General features: G+C 52.8%; 24 protein-coding genes and 2 pseudogenes. 7 read left to right on the forward strand and 19 right to left on the reverse strand.

Translation table 11 applies throughout. The features are described 5' to 3' along the window. Nucleotides 1-173: 173 nt before the first annotated feature. On the forward strand, nucleotides 174-1220 hold the full coding sequence (gene dusA, locus JCM12308_RS18850; RefSeq protein ID WP_054784750.1) for a tRNA dihydrouridine(20/20a) synthase DusA: 1047 nt from the start codon (nucleotides 174-176) through the stop codon (nucleotides 1218-1220). Nucleotides 1221-1353: 133 nt separating this feature from the next. Next, the gene (locus JCM12308_RS18855; RefSeq protein ID WP_008552000.1) at nucleotides 1354-2175 is read left to right on the forward strand and encodes a sulfite exporter TauE/SafE family protein; all 822 of its coding nucleotides are present in this window, start codon (nucleotides 1354-1356) and stop codon (nucleotides 2173-2175) included. 143 nt (nucleotides 2176-2318) lie between these two features. Here the strand turns inward: JCM12308_RS18855 and JCM12308_RS18860 are convergent, their stop codons facing one another. The 5 genes and pseudogenes from JCM12308_RS18860 to JCM12308_RS18870 all read right to left on the reverse strand — a co-directional run bounded on the left by JCM12308_RS18860 (nucleotide 2319) and on the right by JCM12308_RS18870 (nucleotide 5459). Then, nucleotides 2319-2951 (reverse strand): retropepsin-like aspartic protease family protein, encoded by a 633-nt coding sequence (locus JCM12308_RS18860; protein WP_208978758.1) that lies wholly within the window; start codon nucleotides 2949-2951, stop codon nucleotides 2319-2321. Beyond that, on the reverse strand, nucleotides 2936-3157 hold the full coding sequence (locus JCM12308_RS27900; protein ID WP_280138399.1) for a DUF1289 domain-containing protein: 222 nt from the start codon (nucleotides 3155-3157) through the stop codon (nucleotides 2936-2938). Before JCM12308_RS27900 ends, JCM12308_RS18860 begins: the two co-directional genes overlap by 16 nt. 140 nt (nucleotides 3158-3297) lie before the next feature. Further along, nucleotides 3298-3989 (reverse strand): annotated as a pseudogene (locus JCM12308_RS31715) (alpha/beta hydrolase). After that, nucleotides 3923-4468 carry a hypothetical protein gene (locus JCM12308_RS30480; protein ID WP_208978761.1) on the reverse strand — a complete coding sequence of 182 codons (546 nt, stop codon included), beginning with the start codon at nucleotides 4466-4468 and terminating at the stop codon, nucleotides 3923-3925. Before JCM12308_RS30480 ends, JCM12308_RS31715 begins: the two are co-directional and overlap by 67 nt. Nucleotides 4469-4640: 172 nt before the next feature. Beyond that, a complete protein-coding gene (locus tag JCM12308_RS18870) occupies nucleotides 4641-5459 on the reverse strand; it encodes an adenosylcobinamide-GDP ribazoletransferase (RefSeq protein WP_054784751.1) in 819 nt (272 codons plus the stop codon). 301 nt (nucleotides 5460-5760) lie between these two features. Between JCM12308_RS18870 and cobT the strand changes: the two genes are divergently transcribed. Then, nucleotides 5761-6789, forward strand: a complete 1029-nt coding sequence (gene cobT / locus JCM12308_RS18875; RefSeq protein WP_054784752.1) for a nicotinate-nucleotide--dimethylbenzimidazole phosphoribosyltransferase — start codon at nucleotides 5761-5763, stop codon at nucleotides 6787-6789. Nucleotides 6790-6953: 164 nt separating this feature from the next. Here the strand turns inward: cobT and JCM12308_RS30485 are convergent, their stop codons facing one another. From JCM12308_RS30485 to JCM12308_RS18890, 3 genes are all read right to left on the reverse strand, one after another. Beyond that, entirely contained in the window at nucleotides 6954-7310 is a 357-nt protein-coding gene (locus tag JCM12308_RS30485) for a GFA family protein (RefSeq protein WP_208608709.1), read from the reverse strand. An 86-nt stretch (nucleotides 7311-7396) separates the two neighbouring features. Then, nucleotides 7397-7753: a GFA family protein gene (locus JCM12308_RS30490; RefSeq protein WP_208608708.1), complete on the reverse strand. Its 357-nt coding sequence runs from the start codon at nucleotides 7751-7753 to the stop codon at nucleotides 7397-7399. Then, nucleotides 7713-9350: a sensor histidine kinase gene (locus tag JCM12308_RS18890; protein ID WP_208978762.1), complete on the reverse strand. Its 1638-nt coding sequence runs from the start codon at nucleotides 9348-9350 to the stop codon at nucleotides 7713-7715. The genes JCM12308_RS30490 and JCM12308_RS18890 overlap by 41 nt, the downstream gene beginning before the upstream one ends. Nucleotides 9351-9554: 204 nt before the next feature. On the opposite strand from JCM12308_RS18890, the gene JCM12308_RS32810 reads away from it, so the two are divergent. The 4 genes and pseudogenes from JCM12308_RS32810 to JCM12308_RS18905 all read left to right on the forward strand — a co-directional run bounded on the left by JCM12308_RS32810 (nucleotide 9555) and on the right by JCM12308_RS18905 (nucleotide 11537). Next, nucleotides 9555-9830 (forward strand): glutathione S-transferase N-terminal domain-containing protein, encoded by a 276-nt coding sequence (locus JCM12308_RS32810; RefSeq protein ID WP_306303354.1) that lies wholly within the window; start codon nucleotides 9555-9557, stop codon nucleotides 9828-9830. Then, nucleotides 9797-10198 (forward strand): glutathione binding-like protein, encoded by a 402-nt coding sequence (locus JCM12308_RS30495; RefSeq protein WP_306303355.1) that lies wholly within the window; start codon nucleotides 9797-9799, stop codon nucleotides 10196-10198. The genes JCM12308_RS32810 and JCM12308_RS30495 overlap by 34 nt, the downstream gene beginning before the upstream one ends. After that, nucleotides 10123-10810, forward strand: a pseudogene (locus tag JCM12308_RS18900) (uracil-DNA glycosylase family protein). The gene JCM12308_RS30495 and the pseudogene JCM12308_RS18900 overlap by 76 nt, the downstream one beginning before the upstream one ends. A 238-nt stretch (nucleotides 10811-11048) precedes the next feature. Next, nucleotides 11049-11537, forward strand: coding sequence for an Lrp/AsnC family transcriptional regulator (locus JCM12308_RS18905; RefSeq protein ID WP_208608758.1), 489 nt, complete (start codon nucleotides 11049-11051; stop codon nucleotides 11535-11537). Between the two features lie 62 nt (nucleotides 11538-11599). Here the strand turns inward: JCM12308_RS18905 and JCM12308_RS18910 are convergent, their stop codons facing one another. The 11 genes from JCM12308_RS18910 to JCM12308_RS18955 form a co-directional block, all read right to left on the reverse strand. Then, entirely contained in the window at nucleotides 11600-12481 is an 882-nt protein-coding gene (locus JCM12308_RS18910) for an NAD(P)-dependent oxidoreductase (RefSeq protein ID WP_054784753.1), read from the reverse strand. A gap of 145 nt (nucleotides 12482-12626) precedes the next feature. Beyond that, entirely contained in the window at nucleotides 12627-13544 is a 918-nt protein-coding gene (locus JCM12308_RS18915; protein ID WP_128647438.1) for an ABC transporter permease, read from the reverse strand. After that, a complete protein-coding gene (locus JCM12308_RS18920; protein WP_014285200.1) occupies nucleotides 13541-14251 on the reverse strand; it encodes an ABC transporter permease in 711 nt (236 codons plus the stop codon). Before JCM12308_RS18920 ends, JCM12308_RS18915 begins: the two co-directional genes overlap by 4 nt. Nucleotides 14252-14329: 78 nt before the next feature. Beyond that, entirely contained in the window at nucleotides 14330-15106 is a 777-nt protein-coding gene (locus JCM12308_RS18925; RefSeq protein ID WP_054784754.1) for a transporter substrate-binding domain-containing protein, read from the reverse strand. A 254-nt stretch (nucleotides 15107-15360) separates the two neighbouring features. After that, nucleotides 15361-16137, reverse strand: coding sequence for a transporter substrate-binding domain-containing protein (locus tag JCM12308_RS18930; RefSeq protein WP_054784767.1), 777 nt, complete (start codon nucleotides 16135-16137; stop codon nucleotides 15361-15363). A 418-nt stretch (nucleotides 16138-16555) separates the two neighbouring features. Continuing rightward, entirely contained in the window at nucleotides 16556-17332 is a 777-nt protein-coding gene (locus tag JCM12308_RS18935) for a transporter substrate-binding domain-containing protein (RefSeq protein ID WP_008551960.1), read from the reverse strand. Nucleotides 17333-17594: 262 nt separating this feature from the next. Further along, nucleotides 17595-18833, reverse strand: coding sequence for a molybdopterin molybdotransferase MoeA (locus tag JCM12308_RS18940; protein WP_054784755.1), 1239 nt, complete (start codon nucleotides 18831-18833; stop codon nucleotides 17595-17597). Between the two features lie 106 nt (nucleotides 18834-18939). Beyond that, nucleotides 18940-19332 carry an NTP transferase domain-containing protein gene (locus JCM12308_RS30500; RefSeq protein WP_208978763.1) on the reverse strand — a complete coding sequence of 131 codons (393 nt, stop codon included), beginning with the start codon at nucleotides 19330-19332 and terminating at the stop codon, nucleotides 18940-18942. Between the two features lie 5 nt (nucleotides 19333-19337). Further along, nucleotides 19338-19580, reverse strand: a complete 243-nt coding sequence (mobA, locus tag JCM12308_RS32465; RefSeq protein ID WP_208978764.1) for a molybdenum cofactor guanylyltransferase — start codon at nucleotides 19578-19580, stop codon at nucleotides 19338-19340. 259 nt (nucleotides 19581-19839) lie between these two features. Beyond that, entirely contained in the window at nucleotides 19840-20226 is a 387-nt protein-coding gene (locus JCM12308_RS18950; RefSeq protein ID WP_208978765.1) for a BLUF domain-containing protein, read from the reverse strand. Between the two features lie 153 nt (nucleotides 20227-20379). Beyond that, nucleotides 20380-22341, reverse strand: a complete 1962-nt coding sequence (locus tag JCM12308_RS18955) for a bifunctional 2',3'-cyclic-nucleotide 2'-phosphodiesterase/3'-nucleotidase (RefSeq protein WP_054784756.1) — start codon at nucleotides 22339-22341, stop codon at nucleotides 20380-20382. Nucleotides 22342-22858 lie beyond the last annotated feature (517 nt).

Consider the following 22858-nt stretch of genomic DNA (forward strand, 5'->3'; position numbering starts at 1 on the left):
TTAAAACATTTCAGGCAGTTTTTGTGTGAGAGGCTTGCGTACTCCCACCTCTCCACCTTAACCATGCACCTCACCATTCCATCCTGCTCATAGGTTTCTCAGCACTGTGACTTGCCAATTTTGTGCAGAAAGGGCAAAAGACTGCGACTTGAGACTGTTTGAGACCGTCGTGAATGACTGAAGCAACAAAAAAACTCTATGAAATCAATAGCCCCGTCTTCGCGGTCGCGCCGATGCTTGACTGGACGGATAGGCATTGCCGTGCATTTCACCGGGTCCTTTCCAAGAATTCGCTGCTCTATACTGAGATGGTCACCACTGGCGCCTTGATTCATGGCGACAGGGACCGTCATCTGAACTTCTCCAGACAGGAACAGCCGGTTGCCTGCCAGCTGGGTGGGTCTGATCCCAAAGTATTGGCTGAGTGCGCCAAAATGGTGGAGGACTGGGGCTACGATGAAGTCAACCTCAACGTTGGGTGCCCGTCTGACCGCGTACAGTCTGGCAAGTTCGGTGCCTGCCTCATGCTGGAGCCGGATCTGGTAGCAGAATGCATCGCGGCCATGAAGGATGTTGTTTCCATCCCGGTCACCACCAAATGCCGCATCGGCGTGGATGATCAGGAGCCGGAAGAAGCACTCAACGCACTGGCAGATAAAGTCATCGCCGCTGGTACAGACGCGCTGTGGGTGCATGCCCGCAAGGCGTGGCTGAAGGGCCTTAGCCCAAAGGAAAACCGTGATGTGCCGCCGCTGGATTATGACCTTGTTTACCGCCTGAAGCAGCGCCTGCCGGATGTGTTCATCGGCATCAACGGCGGTGTGGCAACACTGGAAGAAACCTCAGCACATCTGGAAAAGCTGGACGGCGTTATGATGGGCCGCGCAGCCTATCAGAACCCAATGTTGCTGGCAGAGGTTGACCGTGTGGTTTACGGTGAGGACGGCACCGCGATCACGCCGGTTGAAGCAATGGATGCCTACCGCGGCTACATCGAAAACGAACTGACTGCCGGAACCAAGCTGGCATCCATCACCCGCCACATTTTGGGAACATACCAAGGTGTTCCGGGCGCTCGCCATTTCCGCCGTATCATGACGGTGGAAGCCAACAAGGTTGGCGCTGGCATTGAGGTGCTGGAGGACGCGCTGGCTGCGGTTTCACATCATCAAAGCGTTGCGCTTGAAGCACGTGAGCAGAAAGAGGCAGCGCTGATTTAGCGTACTCCCGAAAAGTGGCCACCGGTTTTGGGACAAGAGTACGCGAGAGGAATGCGTACTCCCAAAAAGTGGCCGCCGGTTTTTGGGCAAGAGCACGCGCATGAAATGCAATTGGAATTGAGGAGGGGACAGCATGGACATGATTTCTGCGTCTATGCTGGGGTTCGGAGCAGCATTGATTGCTTCTGGTGCACTAGCAGGTTTTCTGGCAGGGCTGTTTGGTATTGGAGGCGGCGCGATCCTCGTGCCGATCCTTGTAACCATTCTGACAGAGGTGGGCGTTGATCCCGACGCCGTGGTTCATATCTCCGTGGCCTCGTCTCTGGGCGTCATCGTACCAACATCGCTACGCTCCTTCTTCGCACACAAGAAGAAAGGCGCTGTTGATCTGTCCTTGCTGAAAAGCTGGATTATCCCTGTGCCGATTGGTGTGCTGCTGGCCTCATACGTGGCGGCGCTCGTTTCCGGTGATACGCTTAAAGGCATCTTTGCCGTGATCGCGTTTGTGGTCGCCATGCGCATGCTGTTCAATCGTGAAAGCTGGAAACTGGGATCAGATATTCCGGGCAACCCGGTGCGGGCGCTGATTGGCGTGATGATCGGCTTCTTCTCTACGCTCATGGGCATCGGTGGCGGCGTCATGAATAACACCTTCATGACCTTGTTTGGCCGCCCGATCCATCAGGCCGTTGCCACATCTTCCGGTGTTGGTGTGCTGATTTCCATTCCAGCAGTCTTCGGCATGGTCGCAGCCGGGTGGGGCGCTCCCAACCTGCCACCGTTTTCCGTGGGTTACATCAACCTGCTCGCCATCGCGTTGATCATCCCGATCACCATCTACGTGGCTCCACTGGGCGCACACTTCGCCCACAATCTGCCAAAGCGCAAGCTGGAGCTGGCGTTTGGTGTGTTCCTGCTGATCGCCTGCGCAAGGTTCGCCTACAGCCTGCTGTAAGCTGCAAGCTATCAGAAACACAAAAGCCGCTGACATCCCTGTCCGCGGCTTTTCTTTTGTCTGATTGTTGGGACTGCCCTATCGCGCCTTCAGGATCAACTGGTTGCCTTCCACGCGCCAGCTGGCGAAGGTGTTGAGGGCGCTCATGCCGAGCAGCTGGTTGAGAGCATCTCTTCCTGCGCCACAAATGCAGGCACTTCGTTCAGGCGCCAGTCACCAATCTGCATGTCCTGCAAACGCACGCGGGCCACAAAGCCCATGCCGTTGGCGGTAGAAACAGGGATGCTGTAGGAAAGATTGTTCGTGTCGATGCCAACCCGGCGCGCATCTCTGTGTGACAAAGTAATGTGCGAGGCTCCTGTGTCCACCAGCATATCGATGGAAACACCATCCACTTGCACATCAATGAAGAACTGATGGTTGATGCCGCGGGAAATCACCATCTCGCCATCAGCAGATTGAGAGATGGAGCCGGGGAACAGCTCGGACATCACGCGGTCGCGCACGGTCATCAGCTCATAGCGGAACGAATATCCAATCACCAGCAGCAGTGCCAGACCGCCCCAGAACACCACGGCGCCGAACACTTCGCGGATTTGAGGGCGGCGAATGAACACGCCCATCATGATCACAATGCCCATGGCCGCAAGGGCGACCAGCCGAGGGCCGTCCTCCTGAAACTTGTCGCCAAGAAACTCAGGTGTTCCAAGATATCCGGTGGCAACGCCAATCACCATGGCGCCGATGAGAATGACAAGGCCTATCGTCCAGCGCATTGCACATCCTCCTGTTTCATAGCCAGAAACTCAGCTTTTCGCGCAGGAAGCTTGGCAAGAATGGTGTGCTGAGCCTGCGTAGAAAGGGATCCCCATCCGGCAATCTCGCTGAGCAATCTCCAGCAACTCACACACATCTTCCGTTCTTCATCCAGCTGGCACAGTTTTAAACATGGGCTGGCTGGTCTTTCTAAAGTACCTGACAAAATACTGTCCTACAAAATCATCGGGTTCAAACCGCTGTGTTCAGCGCGTATCTCCGAAAAGTGAAAACTGGTTTTCGGATAAAGATACGCGAATATAACGACTAAAGCAGTTCAAGTGTTCACCCTAAATGCGAACTGCTTTAGCGCGTTGCGCCAACGGATCCCGGCGTGCTGATCACGATCTTCGCAGTGTTCCCCAAAAACTCGGTGAAACTGCGTCCAGCGTTTCCAAGACGTCCACCAATGCTCTGCTGACTGCGGTTCATCGTGCCTTGTTCAAGGGCATTGACCAGCTGCGGTCCAAACTGAGCAAGTTGCGCGAACTTGTCGTGGTTGACGCTATCCTGACCTTGCACATCCGTAAGGTCAATGACCACAACGCCCAGACTTGTCAGCTCTGCATCATTCTCAATGCCGCCCACACGCGCCTTGCCACCGGCAATGCGGCGGGAGAAGCGCAGCGCGCGGTCATCACGCGAAACCAGCACAAACACAGGGTTTGCTCTGTATCCAAGAGAGGTAATCATTGTTTTGAAAACATCAATATCGATGTCCGGCGAAGCATCACAATGGTGACTTTCTTGTTCTTCAAAAGCCCGTGCCCCTTCAGTTCCATCTGCCGCAATGTTTCCAGCAGCAACAGGTTGCCAAGCGAGTGCGCCAGAATGGTCACCCGCTGCGCGTCAGAGTTCACCAGCTCCCGCAACACCTGCTCCAGCCCATCGCGGGCAACAGTCACGCTGTTGGTGTCGTAAATGTAGTCGGTCAGGTTGCCAGCGGACGCCCAGGTGAACAGGATCGGCACACGGTTGACCTTGGCATCGGCTGCCATCTGCGCAAGGCGGAACACGCCCTCAGAAAAGCGGGTGTTGTAGCGTGAATGAACAGCACAGCCTCGCGCTCGCGGCCAGCACGTTTTGCAATCGCTTGGTTGACCTGCTGGCGGAAAGCCGCATTGCCGTCAATATAAGCAGCCTGCCGCACCACGAAGTCGGTGTTCGGGTTGCCCGGAGGCGAAGAGGCCCATTCAATCCTGCCAGGCTTGTGGGTTGGCGGAATGGAAATGGTGGCCGAAGCAAAATCCAGCTCTTCAGAGCGCTTGGAGGTGTAAAGCGCAGGGGGGTGTTCAGCGCGCGCCCGTGTGGTCGCCACAAGGATATGAACATCCTTGGTCCCTTCGGCTTCTTCAAGCGAAATTTCCAGTGAATCCGGACCGGGCCTGGAGGCACAACCGGCAAGGACGGCAGCGGCCAGCCCAAGGGCAGCAGCTCGTTTGAATGCTGAAAGTGCACAAGCAAAGGATAGCTTCATAATGTCTCCGGCCCGAGAACTGTAAAAAGGGTTTCACGCGCTTGTAGGCAAACAATGCGCGTAGATTAAAGCTAAAATGCTAGCAAATGATTGCACAAAAATGGTTTCTTGCAGCGCCTTACCCACAAAAGCAGAGGAATGCCTCTGGTTTTTAAGGGGGCGAACACAGCTTCTAAAGAGAAAGGACGCCCAGCAGGAAGCCCAGTGAACCGATTTGTTGCGCTGCCCCCAAAACATCACCCGTAATGCCTTTGATTTTGGTGAGGGACAGCTTCGCCAACGCCCATACCAGCACAAAGCTCACACCAGCTCCGATCACCACCTGCCAGAAGCTTAAGTAAAACAGGCTGACGGCAATCAGCGGCAACGCGAAGCAACCGGCCCAATAGACGGCGATGTTCTCAGGCACGCCAAAGCGTGTCGAAAGACCGCCCTGATACGCCGCTGGCATGGTATGCCAGATCCAGACCATGCCAACCCGGCCAATCGTCTCCGCTGCCAGATAGCCAAGAGCCGCTCCAAAACCACCAAAGGTCTCCAACAAGGTGGCCAGCAGCAGCCAGCGCAGGCTTAAGGAGAGCACGAGTGCCACCGTGCCAAACGCACCGATACGGCTGTCCTTCATGATCTCAAGCCGCCGCTCAGCCGTATGACCACCAAAGAACCCATCAACCACATCAGAAAGGCCGTCCTCATGCAGGCAGCCCTGAACAGCTGCGGCCACAGCAACCGCAATCAACGCCACAACAGCAGCGGGCAGGGCGCTCTGTGAAAGCAGCCACAGCACCAGCATGCTGGGCAGAGAGATCACCACACCCGCCAGCGGAATGCTGCGGGAGCGCAAACGAAAATCCGGAGCTGTGTTCAGATCATCCCAACGTCCCAGCTTTGGCAGAGGGATACGGGAGAAAAAGCGCACCAGCTCGGCCACCTCCGCCAGAATATGGGAAGAGGAAGGAAGAGAATCTTCGTTGCGTTGATCGTCGGACATGATGGTTTCTCACAGAAATAAATCAGACCAGAAAGGCCGCCAAAATCAGTTAGAGCAACAATTTGTAGTTTGCAAAGCCGTGGAAACCACAAATAGTTGATAAGTCTCATTTGTATTCTGCTTCCGGTGGCTTATAGATCTGCGCAAACAACAAAGCGCAAAAATTCATTTTGCGGGTTAACTAATGCGTATCTCCGAAAAGTGGAAACTGGTTTTCGGACCCAAGATACGCGCAAACAAAAGTTAAAGTAGTTCAACCGCTCCAGGCTGAATGAGAACTGCTTTAAGTTCGGAGAAGCGTATGTCTCTTGCAACGTCTGCACTGCCATTCGATGATATCAGAAACCTGGTCGGCGCAATGCCGGGTCCAAGCCTTGAAGCGGTCGAGGCGGTTAAAAAACGCGATGCGCAGCTGACGAAGCCTCTGGGGTCTCTGGGCCGTCTGGAAGAGTTGGTGGAATGGCTGGCAGCCTGGCAGGGCCTGCCAATGCCAAAAGTTACCCGGCCGCTCGTAGCTGTGTTTGCAGCCAACCACGGCGTTGCTGACAAAGGCGTCTCCGCATTCCCGAAAGAAGTGACCGCGCAGATGGTCTCCAACTTTGCAGCGGGCGGCGCCGCCGTAAACCAGCTTTGCATTGCCTATGACCTCGGCCTCAAAGTGTTTGAACTGGCGCTGGAAATGCCAACCCCGGACATCTCCGAGGAAGACGCTTTTGAAGAATCCGAATGCGCAGCAACCATGGCCTTCGGTATGGAAGCGATCTCTGGTGGCACAGATCTGCTCTGCCTTGGCGAAATGGGCATCGCAAACACCACCGTTGCAGCAGCCATCTTCTACGCCCTGTTTGGCGGCACAGCAGAAGAGTGGGTTGGTCCGGGCACGGGTGTTCAGGGCGACGCGCTGAAAAACAAGATTGCCGTTGTTGAGCAGGCTGTACAGCGGATCGGCGGTCCGGGCAAAGTTGAGCCTCTGGAAGTTCTGCGCCGGATCGGTGGCCGCGAAATCGCAGCAATGGCGGGTGTTATTCTCGCAGCACGCATGCAGCAGGTTCCTGTTGTGATTGATGGCTTCGTCACCTCCGCAGCAGCTGCCATCCTCTACAAGATGGACAAGACCGCATTGGAGCACTGTGTGTTCTCTCATGCCTCCGCAGAGCCAGCACACCGCCGCGCTCTGACAGAAATGGGCGGCAAGCCACTTCTGGATCTGGGTATGCGCCTTGGTGAAGGCTCTGGTGCAGCAATCGCGGCAGGCATCATCAAAGCGGCAGCAGCAACCCACTCTGGCATGGCGACCTTCGCTGATGCAGGCGTTGCAGCTCAGGACTAAGTTGAGAATAACCCCTCTGCTGAGGAGGGGGATAAATTGAAAAAGGCCGCCTCACTCGCACGAGTGGAGGCGGCCTTTTCTCATTTCAGCGAAAGAACGCAGGAAAAACGCATTCCTTTCAAACCAACGCACATTTGAACGCAAACTTGGTTTGATGAGCTGCGTTAATCGACAAAGCGCCAGGTATCCGCCCCATCAAAGTGGCGCACGCGGATGTCTTTAACGTCCTCAGCAGGCACCAGACGCGTGTTCACCGCCATTCTATCCCCCTCAGGGTCAACCGGCGCCCAATGCGTAGTGTTTCCGCATGTCTTGCAGGTATGGAACTCCAGTTCCTTGTCGCCCCACACATACGCAAAAGTTGCATCCGGCTCCTTTTCTATGGTCACGTTCTTCGGTGAACCATGCGCCCAGACGGTTCCAAAACGGCGACAGGCAGAGCAGTTACACTCCGTCAGCCACTCTGGGTTTTCCCGATATTCAAACTTAACAGCACCGCAATGGCATGAGCCACGTAGCATGTGTTTCTCCCCGATAATTAATTGAAGCGTGATCCGCAAAAGTAAAGCCTGAAAGCGCTGAGGATCACGCTGAAAATGAAAGTAATTTAATCCAGAAACTGCCCAGTATCGGCACCATCAAAATGGCGAATGGGAATGTCTTTCACATCCTCAAACGGTACAAGGCGGGTATTGACCGCCATGCGATCATAGTCCTCGTCCAGATCTGACCAGTGAGTGGTGTTTCCGCAGGTTTTACAGGTGTGAAACGCGATCATCTTATCACCCCAGATGTAGGTGAACGTCGCATCCGGCGCTTTCTCAATGGTCACGTTCTTGGGTGAACCATGCGCCCAGATGGTGCCGTAACGACGGCATGCAGAGCAGTTGCACTCTGTAAGCCATTCTGGTTCTTCACGGAATTCAAACTTGACTGCGCCGCAATGGCATGACCCTCGAAGCATACAATCCCCCAACAGATGCATCTGGAACAAATAAGGAACGTATATCCTTATCCGGCCCGAAGCAAGGCTCTCTGTCTTTGCCTGTGGTTGGGTCCGGCGTCGGGATCGGATCGATATGGCTCAACACGCGCTTGGCGGGCAGGGAGATGGTCGCCTGCGTTCCCTCACGCAGCTTAGAGGCCAGCTTAAACTCGCCCTCATGCATATGCGCCAGGGCCTGCACAATGGAAAGGCCAAGGCCAGTGCCTTGCTCCGCATCCTGAATAGCCTGCGTGCCCTGTCCAAAGGCCTGCAACACCACAGGGATCTCTTCCTCAGGAATACCGGCGCCGGTATCGCTGACGCTGATGTACTGTCCTCCAGCGCCATCAATGCCCACGTGAATGGAGATTTCCCCCTCAGGTGGGGTAAACTTCACGGCATTGGTCAACAGGTTCAGCACCATCTGGCGCAGGGCTTTCTCATCTGCCCAGACCTTGCTCAGGCCCTTCTCATAGACCTCGTGGATCTCAATGTTCTTCGCCGCCGCCCGCATATGCATCATGTGCTTGCAGGCCGCCGCCACATCGCGCAGACAGACAGGTTCTTCCTGCAGCTCATAACGGCCAGCTTCAATGCGCGACAGATCCAGAATCTCGTTGATCAGATTGAGCAGATGTTGGCCCGACTGATTGATATCCTTGGAGTAATCCAGGTAAGTTTTATTATGCATAGGACCAAGAACTTCGTCCTTCATCACCTCTGAAAAGCCGAGAATCGCATTCAGAGGTGTGCGTAATTCGTGACTCATTGTCGCAAGAAAACGCGTCTTGGCCAGGTTCGCTTCCTCCGCACGGCGCCGCGCTTCCTGAGAAATTGCATTCACCTGTTCCATTTCTGAAATCAGATGATCCTTCTCGGCGCGGTACTCAAGCAGTGTCAAAGCGGAGGTATGGAGCTGCTTACTGAGGATGTAAAAGAACACTTGTGCCCCAATCGCCATCAGCCCCATCGCGTAATGAGGCATGCTGTCATACTGCCAGAAACTGAAGATCAAGGCGCCCGTAATCGGGGCTGTGGCAGCCAGCAAAGCGCCGGGCAGGGGAGAGGACAACATGGTCGCCATGGCAATGACGATCAGCATGGTCGCAAACTGGAACACACCGAAGCCATAGTCCGTGTTGAACTGCAGGTTGCTGATGAAAAAGATAGCCCAAACAATGCCATAGAGCATGTCGCCAGCAAAAAGTTCCCTGCGGATTGAGCGCAGATTACCTTCCTGACTAAGGCTCTTTTCCATGCGTTTTGTAGAGAGAATAATGATGGAATGCGCGAGCAGCATGGCTACAAGCCAGCCGCCGGCCACCTCCACAGGAAGCCAGACGCTGGAGATGGTCGCGGCCACAATCGCGATCATCGGCATGGCATAGGCCACCGACAATCTGTTCTTCACGAACATCAAAATAAGATCAGCTTCAAAGCTGGGGCGGACCCCCTCGACCGTGCCAAGACGTTCGCGAGCATCCTTTACGGTACGTGCAACTTCGCGCCGGCGATTTGCTCGGGCGCGATTAATAGTTGTTTTGTCCTTACTATTCTGCGACGATCCGTTGTTCATGTATTCTCGGCCTCTGTGTGCCAATAGATTGACGGGATACTTGCCCTTTTGACCAGAATGAACATGATCTCTTAAGATTGCTCTGATTCATAGGGTTAACGTCGAGTTTACGGGGACCACAAAATGGTAGATTATTGCCCCATTTTGGGACAGTTTCTCCTGTAGATTGTGAGGGCAACAGCTCGTGGTTGTTGGGAGGCACCATTGAAACTTTATAGCCATAGGCAAGCACCTAACCCCTTTCGCGTCACCCTGTTCCTTGCGGAGAAGGGCGTTAAGGTTAACACTGCCTACGTAGATTTCATGCATGGCGAATTGAAGGCAGAAGAGTTTAAAGCGATCAATCCTTGTCAGCGATTGCCCGTGCTCGTGCTGGATGATGGAACGGCCATTTCCGAAAGCTGCGCCATCTGTCGTTACATTGAAGAAATGAACCTCTCAAGCCTTTGCTGGGCCAGACGGCCAAGGAAAGAGCGCTGATCGAGATGTGGAACCGGCGCGCTGATCTGGGCTTGTTAAATCAGGTTTCTCAGGTATTCCGCCACACCAACCCGGCCATGGCGCCGCTGGAGCAGCCTCAGGTGAAAGAGTGGGGGGAGGCCAACCGCCCCAAAATTCTCGAAACACTCGCCATTTTCGATGCGCAGCTTGCCAACAATCGCTATGTGGCTGGAGACCGATACTCCATCGCTGACATCACATTGTTCGCAGCAATCAACTTTGCCCGCGTAATTAAGCTGCAAGTCCCTGAAGAACTTGGTAATCTGCGCCGATGGTATGCAAAGATGATAGAGCGTCCGGGAGTGCAGGCAGCGCTTCAGGTGATGAAGGAAACCTCCAGCGCCTAAAAGAGCGCATAGCCGCGTGTCGGGTCTGTGTTGAGCAGCCCATCCGTCAGCCACTGCCTCATGAACCGAGGCCTGTTGTTGTACTGTCTTCAACGGCGCGCATTGCCATATGCGGTCAGGCACCGGAACCCGCGTCCACGCCTCTGGCAGGCCGTTTACAGACCCCTCCGGAGATCGCCTGCGCGACTGGATGGGCATTGGTGAAGAGGTCTTCTACGACCCCGCCAAACTTGCAATTATCCCCATGGGCTTCTGTTTTCCGGGGTTGGACTCCAAAGGTGGCGATAAGCCCCAAGGCCAGAGTGCAAGAAAACGTGGCATCAAGAAATTTTCAGCAATATGCCCCAGGTCGAAACGCTGCTTGCAATAGGTGGCTACGCACAGGCCTATCACATGCCCGAACTCACCAAACCCCGCCTCTGGGAAACCATCGCTGAGTACAGATCAGTCTGGAAAACCACCTGCGACCGCCACGCCAAAGGCCTCGGCCCAAGAGTTCTCCCCCTCCCACATCCCTCCTGGCGCAACAACGCCCACATAAAAAAGCATCCCTGGTTCGAAAAAGAGCTCCTTCCGCTCCTGAAAGAAGAAGTCAGCCGCTTGCTCATGTGATCTGAGAGATTCTTTTTTTAATCCACCCATGAATATGGCAACGCATTCCTTTAGCTCTTGCCTAATTCTATGTTGATGAAAATAAATTTCACCAATTTAAGGTGGTGTAGAATGAAAACCTATATTCCTGCGAATATCTTGGCGTTTGAAGCTGGAATAACATTTCCCATGACCTTATGCTTCCTGCAATGATTTTGCGCCAAACAATAATTCCGGTGGGAGATAGGGGTATAATATGATCGATAGGATCGACCGTCGCATTCTGTCCATTCTACAAGAAGACAGCACCGTTCCTGTAGCAGAAATCGGCCGCCGTGTTGGCCTGTCCACCACCCCTTGCTGGCGCCGCATCCAGAAGATGGAAGAGGACGGTGTCATTACCCGCCGCGTTGCTGTGCTTGATCCAAAGAAAGTCAACGCAAAGGTTACCGCATTCGTGGCTATCACCACCAATGAACACACCGACGACTGGCTCCGCAAGTTTGCCGACGTGATCCGCGAGTTCCCAGAAGTGGTGGAGTTCTACCGCATGGCCGGGCAGGTGGACTATCTGCTGCGCGTTGCCGTGCCGGATATCGATGCCTACGATGATTTCTACAAGCGTTTGATTGCAAAGGTAAACATCGCAGACGTATCCACATCCTTCGCGATGGAGCAGATCAAATACACCACTGAGCTACCACTCTCTTACATCGTCGCTGAAAAGCCAAAAGCGAACATGTCCTAAGAGTTTGAAGCAGTACGCACTATGAAAAAGCCCCGGTCATCTGATCGGGGCTTTTTGCTTTATTATTTCTTATCCGCGTTGTTCAGCCGGGCAATCAGGCTGGATGTATCCCAGCGGTTGCCACCCATGGCCTGAACTTCTGCATAGAACTGATCAACTAGAGCAGTCACCGGAAGGCGCGCACCAACCTCGTCAGCAGCTTCCAGACAGATCTTCAGATCCTTACGCATCCAGTCCACCGCAAAGCCGTGCTCGAACTCACCATCACGCATGGTCTCCCAACGGTTTTCCATCTGCCAGGACTGAGCCGCACCACCGCGCACTGCTGAAATAGCTTTCTCAACATCAAGGCCAGACTTCTGCGCAAAGTGGATCGCTTCAGAAAGACCCTGCACCAGGCCAGCAATACAAATCTGGTTCACCATCTTGGTCTGCTGTCCAGCACCTACAGGGCCCATCAGGCCAGCGAACTTGGCGAAGCAATCGATGAACGGCTTTGCACGATCAAAGACCTCTTGCTCACCACCGATCATCACAGTCAGAACGCCATTTTCAGCACCAGCCTGCCCACCAGACACAGGCGCATCAAGGAAAGAAAATCCCCCTGCACGTGCTGCCTCATCCAGCTCACGCGCAACCTGCGCAGAGGCTGTTGTGTGGTCCACGAAAATAGCGCCAGCCTTCATGCCGTGGAATGCGCCGTTTTCGCCGGTTGTGACAGAGCGCAGATCGTTGTCGTTGCCAACACAAGCAAAAACAACGTCACAGCCCTCAGCGGCCTCCTGAGGTGTTAGAGCGAATGATCCGCCGTACTCTTTGGCCCATGCCTCTGCTTTAGCTGTTGTCCGGTTGTAAACGGTAACGTCATGCCCCCCGCGAGAGGCCAGAAAACCCGCCATCGGGTATCCCATTACGCCCAAACCAATAAACGCGACCTTTGCCATCGGACTATCCTTATAAACTTGAATCAGAGCGCAGCAACACTATCAGTTTCATCGGCAGATACCACGTAAATTCACTGGCTCTACCAATGAAAAAAGCGCAGGCTTTTGGACCTGCGCTTTCAAGTATTCATCAATGCCAGCTGGTTTATCTGTGCAAGTGACGCGTCAAACGAGCCTCAATGCGATCCCACGCCCGGCGCAGTGTTTCCACCATCACCAGATACGCAATTGCCGCCCAGACATATGCCTGGAAGTCGTAGGTCCGTGAGAACGCACGACGTGTCTCACCCATCAGATCGTAGATGGTGATGATCGCCACAATCGCAGAGCCTTTGATCATCAGGATGATCTCGTTGCCATATGGACGCAGAGACACGATCAGAGCCTGCGGGAGAATAATTTTCCAGAAGGTCAGCCACTTCGGAAGACCCAGAGCAGACGCTGCTTCCCACTGACCTTTCGCAATGCTCTCAATAGAGCCGCGCAGGATCTCAACCTGATAAGCTGCGGTGTTCAGAGTGAACGCCAGAACCGCACAGTTCCACGCATCACGGAAAAACCACCACATATCAACGGACTGCAGCGGCTCGCGGAACGTGCCCGCTCCGTAGTAGATCAGGAACACCTGAGCCAACAGCGGCGTACCGCGGAAGAAGTAGACGTAACCATATGCAATGCCGCCCAGAATGCGGTTCTTGCTCATCCGCATGAAGGTCATCGGAATGGAAAGCAGAACGCCCAGCAGCATGGAGACGGCAACAAGCTTCAGCGTGATGATGAAACCTGAAACGAACTTCTCACCATACTTGATGAGGAACTTCGCATTGTGCGTAATGGAAACAGGTAGAAGGCCGTCACCACCAAACACCACTGCAACACTGTTGGAGTTCAGCAGGAACCACAGAATGCCAAGACCACCTGCAATCCAAAGGGTCAGCCAAGTGGTGCCCACAACGCGGGCCGGTGTCCACGGACGATGCTTTGGAGCAGGAGGTGGTGCCTTTGCTGCAATGGTCTCGGACTGAACGTAGCTCGCCGAAGCGCCCATAGTAACATCACTCATCTGGAAGCCTCCCCACGCTTAGCCCACGCATCAAGGCGGGAAATGCCACCGGAAGAAATCACGGCCAGAACAAGGTAGATCGCACAGGCGACGGCAAAGAACAGGAACGGCTCTTTGGTGGTGCGCGCTGCCATGTTGGAGTAGCGGATGATGTCTGCCAGACCAATGATGGAAACCAGAGAGGTCTCTTTCAGCAGGATGAGCCACAGGTTGCTCAGCGCTGGCAACGCCAGACGAACAAGCTGCGGAAGAATGACAAGGCGCATGGTATGCGCATAGCCCAGACCAAGTGCGGCAGCACCTTCATACTGGCCTTGCTTGATGGCGCGGAATGCAGAAAGAAACGCTTCAGAAGCGTAGGAAGAGAACACCAGCGACAGGGCAATCATACCTGCGATAAAGGCGTTCACCTCAAAGTAGATATCCCCAAACAGCGAGAGCACTTGCTGAATGAGGATCTGGCCGCCGTAATAGACGAGAAAGAGCGTAAGGAGCTCAGGAAGCCCCCGGAAAATTGTTGTGTAAACGTTGGCCGCAGCGCGCAGAGAAGGTTCTTGAGACTTCTTCGCAAGCGCCAGCAGAAAGCCTAAAAGCAAGCCGAAGGGAAGGCTTGCCAACGCAAGGGAGACAGTCATAACAATGCCAAGTGCTATCTCGTCGCCCCAGCCCATGTCCCCAAAGGACAAGAGTGTGAAAATTTCATTCATTACGGGGATTGCCCCTATTCTTTTTTAGAACGGCGGGAAACAAGTCCCGCCGTCAGAGTGTTTTGCAGCTTGACGCCATCACTCTCCGTAGGCGTCAAAGTCGAAATATTTGTCGTTGATCTCTTTGTACTTTCCATTCTCACGTAAAGCAATAACCGCTTTGGAGAATAGGTCAGCCAAGTCTTGGTCGCTCTTACGAACGCCTACACCAACGCCTACACCATGTATCTCTGGAATAGGTGACATAGTGCCGAGCAGTTTACAGCAATTGCCATCCTCTGACTTCAGCCAGTCAGAAAGAACAACTACGTCATCAACGACAGCATCAAGTCTACCACTTTCCAAATCGAGTTTATATTCATCAGCAGTAGGGTACAGAGACACTTCTGATTTAGTCAAAATGTCTTCAGCAAACACTGCGTGCGTCGCGCCAACCTGCGCGCCGACAAGAGCACCGTCCATACCCTCAACAGAGGCCTCGGTGATCTTGCTGTCTTTTGGTACCGCCACACCTGGAGGGGTCTGGTAGTACTTTTCAGAGAACTGAATGCGCTGCTTCCGTTCTGGTGTGATGGACATGGATGCCATGATGGTATCGTACTTACCGGCAACCAGACCAGGGATCAGACCGTCCCAGTCAACCGGCATCCATTCACATTCAACTTTCAGTTCGGCGCAAAGCGCGTTGCCCAGTTCAACTTCAAAGCCAACGAGCTTGCCGTCAGCGGTGGTGTAAGCAAACGGAGGGTAGGAAGCTTCAGTGCCAATTCGGACTTTCGTCCATTCCTTTGCCTGAACCTGAGTGGAAGCAAGAAGTGCGAGTGTTGCAACAGTGGCAAAGCGCATGAAGCCCATTTGTATTCCCCTTTGTAAATTCTTGGCAGGGGTCATCACGATGGCTCCCTGCACAGCCGGGGCGCATGTTTAAATGGAAGAAATTATATTTCAACCTATTTGAGTAGGTGTGTCGGCAGAAAATAGCCAATTTAATCCATCTTGAGAGGACTAAGTTTCCATTTTGATCAGTTTTGCGCATTCATATTCTGCAAAACGGTGATGCATCACAGAAACTTTCCCCAGCTTCGAATCTTTCCTGCTTCTTTTCAGCCTTATTCTCCAAAAGCGTCCTGAGAGAAGTACTTGTCGTTGATCTTCTTGTAGGTGCCGTTTTCGCGAATGGCGAGAATGGCCTGAGAGAAACGATCCGCCAGCTCTTCCTGTCCCTTACGAACACCAACACCAATGCCCTGACCATGCAGCTCAGGCTGGATTGGTAGAGAACCGATGATCTTGCAGCAGGAACCTGCTTCAGAATCCACCCAGCTCTGCAGAACGCCCAGATCATCGATCACCGCATCCAGACGACCGTTCTCAATGTCCAGCTTGTATTCTTCAGAGGTCGGGTACAGTGCCACATCAGCATCTGCATAAACTTCTTCCGCCACAACAGAGTGTGTCGTACCACCCTGTGCGCCAATCAGCAGGCCTTCCAGAGCTTCTGGCGTGATCTCAGTAACCGAAGAATCCTTAGGAACTGCGATGGTTGAAGGTGTGTTGTAGTAGCTGCGGGAGAAAGAAATGCGCTCAAGGCGTTCTTCTGTGATGGACATGCTTGCGATGATTGCGTCGTATTTGCCAGCAACCAGACCCGGGATCATACCGTCCCATTCCTGCGTGCCCCACTCACATTCAACCTTCATCTCTGCGCACAGTGCGTTGCCAATCTCAACGTCAAAACCAGTCAGAACGCCATCTGAGCCGGTGAAGTTGAATGGAGGGTAAGCGCCCTCAGTGGCAACACGCAGTTTGGTGATCTCATCCGCCTGAAGTGCTGAAGCAGCAGTGAAGCTCATAAGTGTGGCAAGCGCCATGCGGGCAAAAGACATCCGTGCATCCTTGTTCTTTTTGGCAGAGTGGTCGTTTTGGTTGTGCTCTGCATTTGTTGCCAAGGACACTATAAAAAATATGCCGGACTTCAACTGAAATAACGGAGATATCGGAAGAAAAATGCGCCAAGTGCCGTTATTGTGAAGTGATATCCGTTAAACTGACGGGTTGTGTGGAGGAAATATTTCTCTCAACAAACTGGATAAGTGAGAAAACTATGCCTGAGTGCCCTTTACAGCTCTGAGGAGGGATTATGCGGAATCAAGCCGTATTGTCCAAAATGAAGGCCATCAGCTACCATTTTGCCAAACTGGCAATATGGACTGATCAAATTGGCAAAACAAAACCCCCGGGCGAACAAACACCCGGGGGTTCTGAAACTGACAGCTGAAAGGTCAGCAGATCGACAAGTTGGTCTTATTCGCCGTAAACGTCGAACTTGAAGTACTTGTCGTTGATTTCTTTGTATTTGCCGTTAGCGCGCAGAGCTGCGATGCCTTTGGTGAACAGAGCTGCAAGGTCTTCATCGCCCTTACGAACGCCGATGCCTGCGCCTTTACCGTGGATCTCTTCGACAGACTGCATGGTGCCGAGGATCTTACAGCAAGAACCCTTGTCGGAGCTGATCCACTGTTCCAGAGCCATCACGTCGTCAACAACAGCGTCAACACGGCCGTTTTCCAGATCCAGCTTGTACTCTTCAGAAGTTGGGTACAGAGCAACGTCAGAACCGTTCAGGATCTCTTCAGCGAACTGAGAGTGCGTGGTGCTGCCCTGTGCGCCAAGACGAACGCCTTTCAGGCCTTCAGGAGTTGCTTCGGTCAGCTCAGAATCCTTACGAACAGCAATGCCTGGAGGAGTGTTGTAGTACTTCTCAGAGAAGGAGATCTTTTCCATACGCTCTGGAGTGATGGACATGGAAGCAAGGATGGTGTCGTACTTGCCTGCAACCAGACCAGGAATGATACCGTCCCAGTCCTGAGTTACCCATGTACACTCAAGCTTCAGCTCTTCACAAAGAGCGTTACCAATCTCAATGTCGAAGCCAGTCAGTGTTCCGTCAGCGGTGGTGTAGTTGAATGGAGGGTAAGCACCCTCAGTGCCCATGCGAACCTTTGTCCATTCTTTTGCTTCCGCGCCAGAAACTGCTGCCAACGCAATTGCTGCTACTGCTGCCAAACGCATAATACGCATATTATGTCCCCGAATTAATTATCTTGGCAGGGCTTCTTTAGGTAGGCCCCTGCATAACCGGGCCTTATGTTTCACTAAAAGCATCCGTAGATCAACCTATATGGTGGGCATATTAGGCTAATTAATAGCAAACTGACGATACTTCGCGGTAATATCTTGCAATTTTTCGCAGCTTTGAGGGTAAATTTGTTAAAATTGCAACTGCTGATCTAAACGTGGAAAAAAAGCTCGCACGCGATTCTGAAAATGCGAGCCAGCAGTGTTACCTAAGGCCAATTTCATCAAAACTGACAAATGGCAGCAGATCACCTTTCTGAACAGAAGTCACATCTTCCTTCAGTTCAATGAACCCATCCGCAAACGTCAAAGAGGACAAAAGGGCGGAACCATCACTGTGATACTTGGTCAGTTTAACGCCTTCATCACTGACCACCCGGCGTCCCCGCAGGAACTCGCGGCGCCCGGTCTTGCGATTGGAAATCTCAAAATCTGCTTCAATGTATTGGCGTGGAGCTTCACCAAAACCGGATCCGGCAAGCGCCTCTATCAACGGTCGCGCAAGGAATGCAAATGCGACAGTCGCGGCCACCGGATTACCTGGCAGACCGATAAAGACACAGTCAGGCAATTCACCAACCATGAAAGGACGGCCCGGCTTGACAGCCAGATGCCAGAAGGTGGTTTTGCCGAGTTTGGAAAGCGTGGCTGAAACAAAGTCTTTATCGCCACCACCAGCACCGCCAGAGGTCAGGATGACATCACATTGCTTGGAGGCAGCTTCCAAAGCGCTCTCAACAACATCGCGCTGATCTGCCAAAATGCCAAGATCAATCAGTTCAACCGGCAAATTGGCAAGCATTCCGCGCAGCAGGAAGTGGTTTGCATCAAAGATCTGGCCATCTTGGCGCTCCGTGCCCGGGCGGATCAACTCATTGCCTGTCGAGAACACCCCAACCTTAAGGCGCCGATATGTCTTGAGCTGCCCAAGGCCAATGGAGGCAGCAGCAGCAATCTCTTGTGGGCGGAGTAGGGTGCCTGCCTTAACAATAGGCGCACCTTTGGTCTGATCCTCGCCCTTGCGGCGGATGTTACATCCTGCTGGATAGCTGCGGGAAAGCTCAACCCGGCGCTCACCATCAGCTTCGCTCTCAGAGCAATCCTCCTGCGGTACCACAAAATCTGCGCCTTCCGGAACTGGCGCGCCGGTAAAGATCCGCGCAGCTTCTCCAGGCTTCAGCGGTGTTTCTGGCATGGAACCAGCAAAGATCTCCATCACCACCGGAAAGGACGTCTGCTCTGATCCACCTTGTGCAATCGCGTAGCCATCCATCGCCGAGTTATCGAGCGGAGGCAGATCACATGTGGCGATGATATCCTCTGCGAGTACACGCCCATAAGCCTCATAAAGTGACGTTTCCTCTGCAACGACTTTACAGTGACCCAGTCCACGCAAGTGATTGATGGCTTCGTCAAAGCTCAGAAAGGGCGTTTTCGTACTCATGCTTATTCCAGAAGATTTGCTAGTGGTGTTCCCTTTATTTACCAGAGGAACGCCTTAGGATTTGGCAAAAATCAAAGTTCTCACAGTGATCTGGTCGATTTTACGACTATTGCACGCGTAATTTGGCAAAATGCTCCAATGCGATCGGCACATCCTCCGGCGTATTGATGTTAAAGAACGGATCCACGCCGTTGTGGGCTTCAAACTTTACGATGACAGGAGGATGGTCTTTAAAGAACCCCTTGATGCTGCGCCCACCATTTAAAAGATACTCTTTCAATGGATCCGCCAGCGCAACCGGCCACAGACCAAACGCAAAGTGGTCTCGTTCGCCGCTGGAGCAAATCACCGGACAATCAGCGTTTGCTTTGCGATGGGATGCCAGCACCTCCACCATATCCATGGGAAAAAACGGTGTATCTACAGCAACGGTCACCACGTCTCGTGCGTCAGGAGAGTGTTTCTTCACCCAGCTCAGCGCAGCATGTATACCCGCCAACGGACCTAAATGCCAGTTAGCTCATCTGCAAGTAAGGGCAGCCCAAGGCTCTCATGAAGCGCGCCAGGCTCATTCACGCTCAAAACAATCTGTTCAACCTGTTCCTGCAAACGGGTGGTGACTTGTCTGAGGAGAGGAATGCCATCTAAGTCCAACAATGCCTTATCTGCTCCACCCATACGCCGGGACTTCCCACCGCAGAGCACGCAGCCCACTGTCAGGTTTTGATTGCTCAAAGCATCAGACATTCTTGAGTTCCCACTTCCAACAAGCATGCAATTCACCAGACTTACTTGTGAAGCAGGCGGGCGCCGGGTGCAAAGCTTCATTGCGTCGCAAACCACAAAAAAACGCTCCTAAAGGCAGTGGGAGGAGAGGTGCCTTTAAGAGCGTCGTGGAGCGGTGGTCATGCCACCGTGGGGAGCATAGGTATGAGCTACATCAGCGCAATTCTGCTGGTCAGCTGGCTTTCGCTCATATTCATGGAAAGCAGAAGCAATAGTTCCATCACCTCTTCACTGCAGGTGCGGTCAGGATGGGCAAGGAGATTGCCGAAAAACTTGGATAATGGCTGTCTGCTTCCTCGCGCAGATCGCAAAAGTGCATCCAGCAATTATGGAAGAGCCTGAAATCCTGCTCTTCATTAGAAAGTACGGTCAGGTCGGAATGTCGCCTGTCTTCAAGCACACACTCAAATGTCCGCTTTACGGAGGGCCAGGGTCCTTCCAACAATTGGAACACATGATTGTCCGTCAGGATCAGCGCGCCTGTGACACCTGCCATGGAGTTGATGCGCCGAATACGTGTCAGCGATCGTTCAACTTCCTCATCAAGGCTATGGCGAAGCGCAGGCCAATGAATGCGACTTCTATAACATAACTGCGTAACACTCATTGTCAGATCCTCCAGTTCATGAAAGCCTGACAGCAAATTCTTCTAAAAATGTAAAATACAGTGTTTAAAACACTGAAATGTCTCGCTTTTTGCGAAAAAGAAAAGGCGGAGCACATGGCCCCGCCTGTCCCAAATCATGTAAGTCATTCAGACTTAGAGCGTAATGCGGTACATCGCAAAACCGTCTTTGCCTTCACCTGCGGCCTCAATCTGCACGCCTTCCACGTTTTTCATGTGTTTTTCAGCTGCAGGGCCGGTTTCAAACAGAACAGTCGTGTCTGCAACTGGCTTGAACTTCCAGTTCGCATCAGCGGATGGGTTGATTGTACCCTGTTCCACGATGTACCGAACGATCACGTCACGGTTTGTATCCGGACCAACAAAGATGATCACATCATCATTGATGCCTGGGAAGTTGCCGCCACCACCAGCGCGGTAGTTGTTGGTTGCCACAACAAACTTCTGATCCATATCGATTGGCTTACCTTCAAATTGAAGGTTCACAATACGGTTTGCATCAGGATGGGCCACATTGCCTTTGCCATCGTACTTGGAAGGCTGGGTCAGATCGATCTCGTAGGTGACGCCATCAATCACATCGAAGTTGTAGGAACGGAACTCAGCGTCTAGAAGAACCTGATCTTTCTTGCCTGCTTCGATCTGGTTGAACATACCTGCAGAACGCTCAAGCCATTCCTTCACGTCTTTACCGGTAATCAGCACTGCGCGAGTGGTGTTCGGGTAAAGGTAAAGGTCAGCAACGTTCTTGATTGCGATATCGCCTGCTGCGACGTCGGTATAGTAGTCTGCACCACCACGGCCACCAGCTTTAAACGGAGCAGCAGCAGAAAGAACCGGCAGGCCAGCCCATTCAGTGTCTTTGAGCATTTCCTTGGTGTACCAGGTCTGCGCCTTGGACACGATCTGTACGGACGGATCATCTGCCACCAGAGCAAAGTAAGAATGTAGTGGAGCTGAGGTTTTACCAACAGCGCGGCGAACGTAAGACAAGGTCTTGTTGTGATCGTCTTCAACCGCTGCCAGCACTTCTTCATCACTTGCAACAAGAGGAATGCGCTTACGGCCTTCTTTCTTATAGATGGATGGTACGTCAGTAGTGAAGTTGGCAATGCGCCAGCCATTGTTGCCGTCGCGCTCAAGCATCAGGTCAATCACACCAAGGTGAGAACCCCAGAAACCACCCATAGCAGCCGGTTTGCCCTGCAGCGTGCCTTTTTCTGCATCAACGCCAGGAATGCCTTCATAGTTAGGGCCTGGGAAGACATCGTGCTGGTGACCAGTGAACAGAGCATCGATACCTTCAACACCCGCGATGTGCAGTGCGGTGTTTGCAGCACCTTCTTCGTGCGCGCCACCAGCAATGCCACCGTGAACCAGTGCGATGATCAGGTCACAGCCCTGTTCCTTCATTTCCGGAACCCATGCGCGAGCTGCATCAACCATGTCACGGCTGTTTGCTTTGCCAACCAGATGACGGGAATCCCAGTTCATGATCATTGGAGGAACGAAACCGATGAAGCCCACTTTAATGGTGTGCTCAGTGCCTGCACCGTCTTTGATCTTCTTCTCAACGATTGTGTATGGCTTCAGGAACAGATCATCCTTACGGCCGTTGGAGCCTAGGGACGTGCCTTTGGAGACGTTAGAAGAAACAACCGGGAAGTTCGCGCCGGAAAGAACCTTCATCATGAAGTCCAGACCGTAGTTAAACTCGTGGTTACCCAGAGTACCGGCATCATAACCCAGAACATTCATGCCTTTGATGACTGGGTGCACATCACCTTCACGCATACCGCGCTCATAGGCAATATAATCGCCCATTGGGTTGCCCTGCAGGAAGTCACCGTTGTCTACCAACATAGTGTTGGTGGCTTCAGAGCGCAGCTTTTTGATGATGGTAGCTGTGCGAGCAAGACCAGCTGTGTCCATTGGACGGTCTGCATAGTAATCATATGGAGCGACGTGGACGTGGAGGTCGGTTGTTTCCATCAAACGCAGGTGCGCAGTGTTCTCTTTTGCAAGAACAGAATACGGATGCACCATTGCAATGGCACCGGTAGCGGCCATGCCTCCTAGCACGCTACGACGATTCATCAAAATAGGATTAGACACGATTGCCTCCTAGCCCGTGGAAAATGCAGAACAGAATTGTCAGCATGAATTTCGCCCGATCCTCCCGCTCCCGTGCGTAGCAGCAAGAGGGTTCTTAGCTTCCTAAATATCACGCATTCCCCTCAGTTTGTTGAGTGATTGTATCAGGAGCATGAAACGAGCTCTCCAAAAGGTAAGGTAGATCCCCTAGCGTGCACTCTAATCCTCAGAAGACGCTAGGTTTTATCTTCAATGAAAGATTTTGCGGAATGCGCAAATATCTGTGAATTTGTGTTGGTGGCCTCAACTTTGCGTGAACTCCGCTCAACTGATGGCGGTGTGGTTTAGCAAAACAGATTGCGAATGCGCAAAGGACAAGGTGTATCTTTCATGAATTCTGTATTGCTCAATTCTTCTTGAGAAGTATACCAAGATACCAAAGAACCAATGGCAAAAGCTTGCAGTTTCAGCTGACAGGCATATTTACCAGCAAGATCATATTTATCCCTCTCTGCTTGGC

This window comes from Pseudovibrio denitrificans JCM 12308, from assembly GCF_001310815.1.
In the GTDB taxonomy this organism is placed as follows: Bacteria; Pseudomonadota; Alphaproteobacteria; order Rhizobiales; family Stappiaceae; genus Pseudovibrio; species Pseudovibrio denitrificans.

What these genes read in the sequence shown, in the direction of transcription:
- JCM12308_RS18855 (WP_008552000.1), top strand. Translation starts at nt 1,354, where the DNA reads ATGGACATGATTTCTGCGTCTATGCTGGGGTTCGGAGCAGCATTGATT.
- dusA (WP_054784750.1), top strand. Translation starts at nt 174, where the DNA reads ATGACTGAAGCAACAAAAAAACTCTATGAAATCAATAGCCCCGTCTTC.
- JCM12308_RS18920 (WP_014285200.1), bottom strand. Translation starts at nt 14,251, where the DNA reads ATGAATGAAATTTTCACACTCTTGTCCTTTGGGGACATGGGCTGGGGC.
- JCM12308_RS18940 (WP_054784755.1), bottom strand. Translation starts at nt 18,833, where the DNA reads ATGAGTACGAAAACGCCCTTTCTGAGCTTTGACGAAGCCATCAATCAC.
- JCM12308_RS18890 (WP_208978762.1), bottom strand. Translation starts at nt 9,350, where the DNA reads ATGAACAACGGATCGTCGCAGAATAGTAAGGACAAAACAACTATTAAT.
- JCM12308_RS18950 (WP_208978765.1), bottom strand. Translation starts at nt 20,226, where the DNA reads ATGAGTGTTACGCAGTTATGTTATAGAAGTCGCATTCATTGGCCTGCG.
- JCM12308_RS18930 (WP_054784767.1), bottom strand. Translation starts at nt 16,137, where the DNA reads ATGTCTTTTGCCCGCATGGCGCTTGCCACACTTATGAGCTTCACTGCT.
- JCM12308_RS18955 (WP_054784756.1), bottom strand. Translation starts at nt 22,341, where the DNA reads ATGAATCGTCGTAGCGTGCTAGGAGGCATGGCCGCTACCGGTGCCATT.
- JCM12308_RS30485 (WP_208608709.1), bottom strand. Translation starts at nt 7,310, where the DNA reads ATGCTACGTGGCTCATGCCATTGCGGTGCTGTTAAGTTTGAATATCGG.
- JCM12308_RS18860 (WP_208978758.1), bottom strand. Translation starts at nt 2,951, where the DNA reads ATGCGCTGGACGATAGGCCTTGTCATTCTCATCGGCGCCATGGTGATT.
- JCM12308_RS30490 (WP_208608708.1), bottom strand. Translation starts at nt 7,753, where the DNA reads ATGCTTCGAGGGTCATGCCATTGCGGCGCAGTCAAGTTTGAATTCCGT.
- JCM12308_RS18925 (WP_054784754.1), bottom strand. Translation starts at nt 15,106, where the DNA reads ATGGGCTTCATGCGCTTTGCCACTGTTGCAACACTCGCACTTCTTGCT.
- mobA (WP_208978764.1), bottom strand. Translation starts at nt 19,580, where the DNA reads ATGTCTGATGCTTTGAGCAATCAAAACCTGACAGTGGGCTGCGTGCTC.
- JCM12308_RS18910 (WP_054784753.1), bottom strand. Translation starts at nt 12,481, where the DNA reads ATGGCAAAGGTCGCGTTTATTGGTTTGGGCGTAATGGGATACCCGATG.
- JCM12308_RS30480 (WP_208978761.1), bottom strand. Translation starts at nt 4,468, where the DNA reads ATGAAGCTATCCTTTGCTTGTGCACTTTCAGCATTCAAACGAGCTGCT.
- cobT (WP_054784752.1), top strand. Translation starts at nt 5,761, where the DNA reads ATGTCTCTTGCAACGTCTGCACTGCCATTCGATGATATCAGAAACCTG.
- JCM12308_RS18935 (WP_008551960.1), bottom strand. Translation starts at nt 17,332, where the DNA reads ATGCGTATTATGCGTTTGGCAGCAGTAGCAGCAATTGCGTTGGCAGCA.
- JCM12308_RS18915 (WP_128647438.1), bottom strand. Translation starts at nt 13,544, where the DNA reads ATGAGTGATGTTACTATGGGCGCTTCGGCGAGCTACGTTCAGTCCGAG.
- JCM12308_RS18870 (WP_054784751.1), bottom strand. Translation starts at nt 5,459, where the DNA reads ATGTCCGACGATCAACGCAACGAAGATTCTCTTCCTTCCTCTTCCCAT.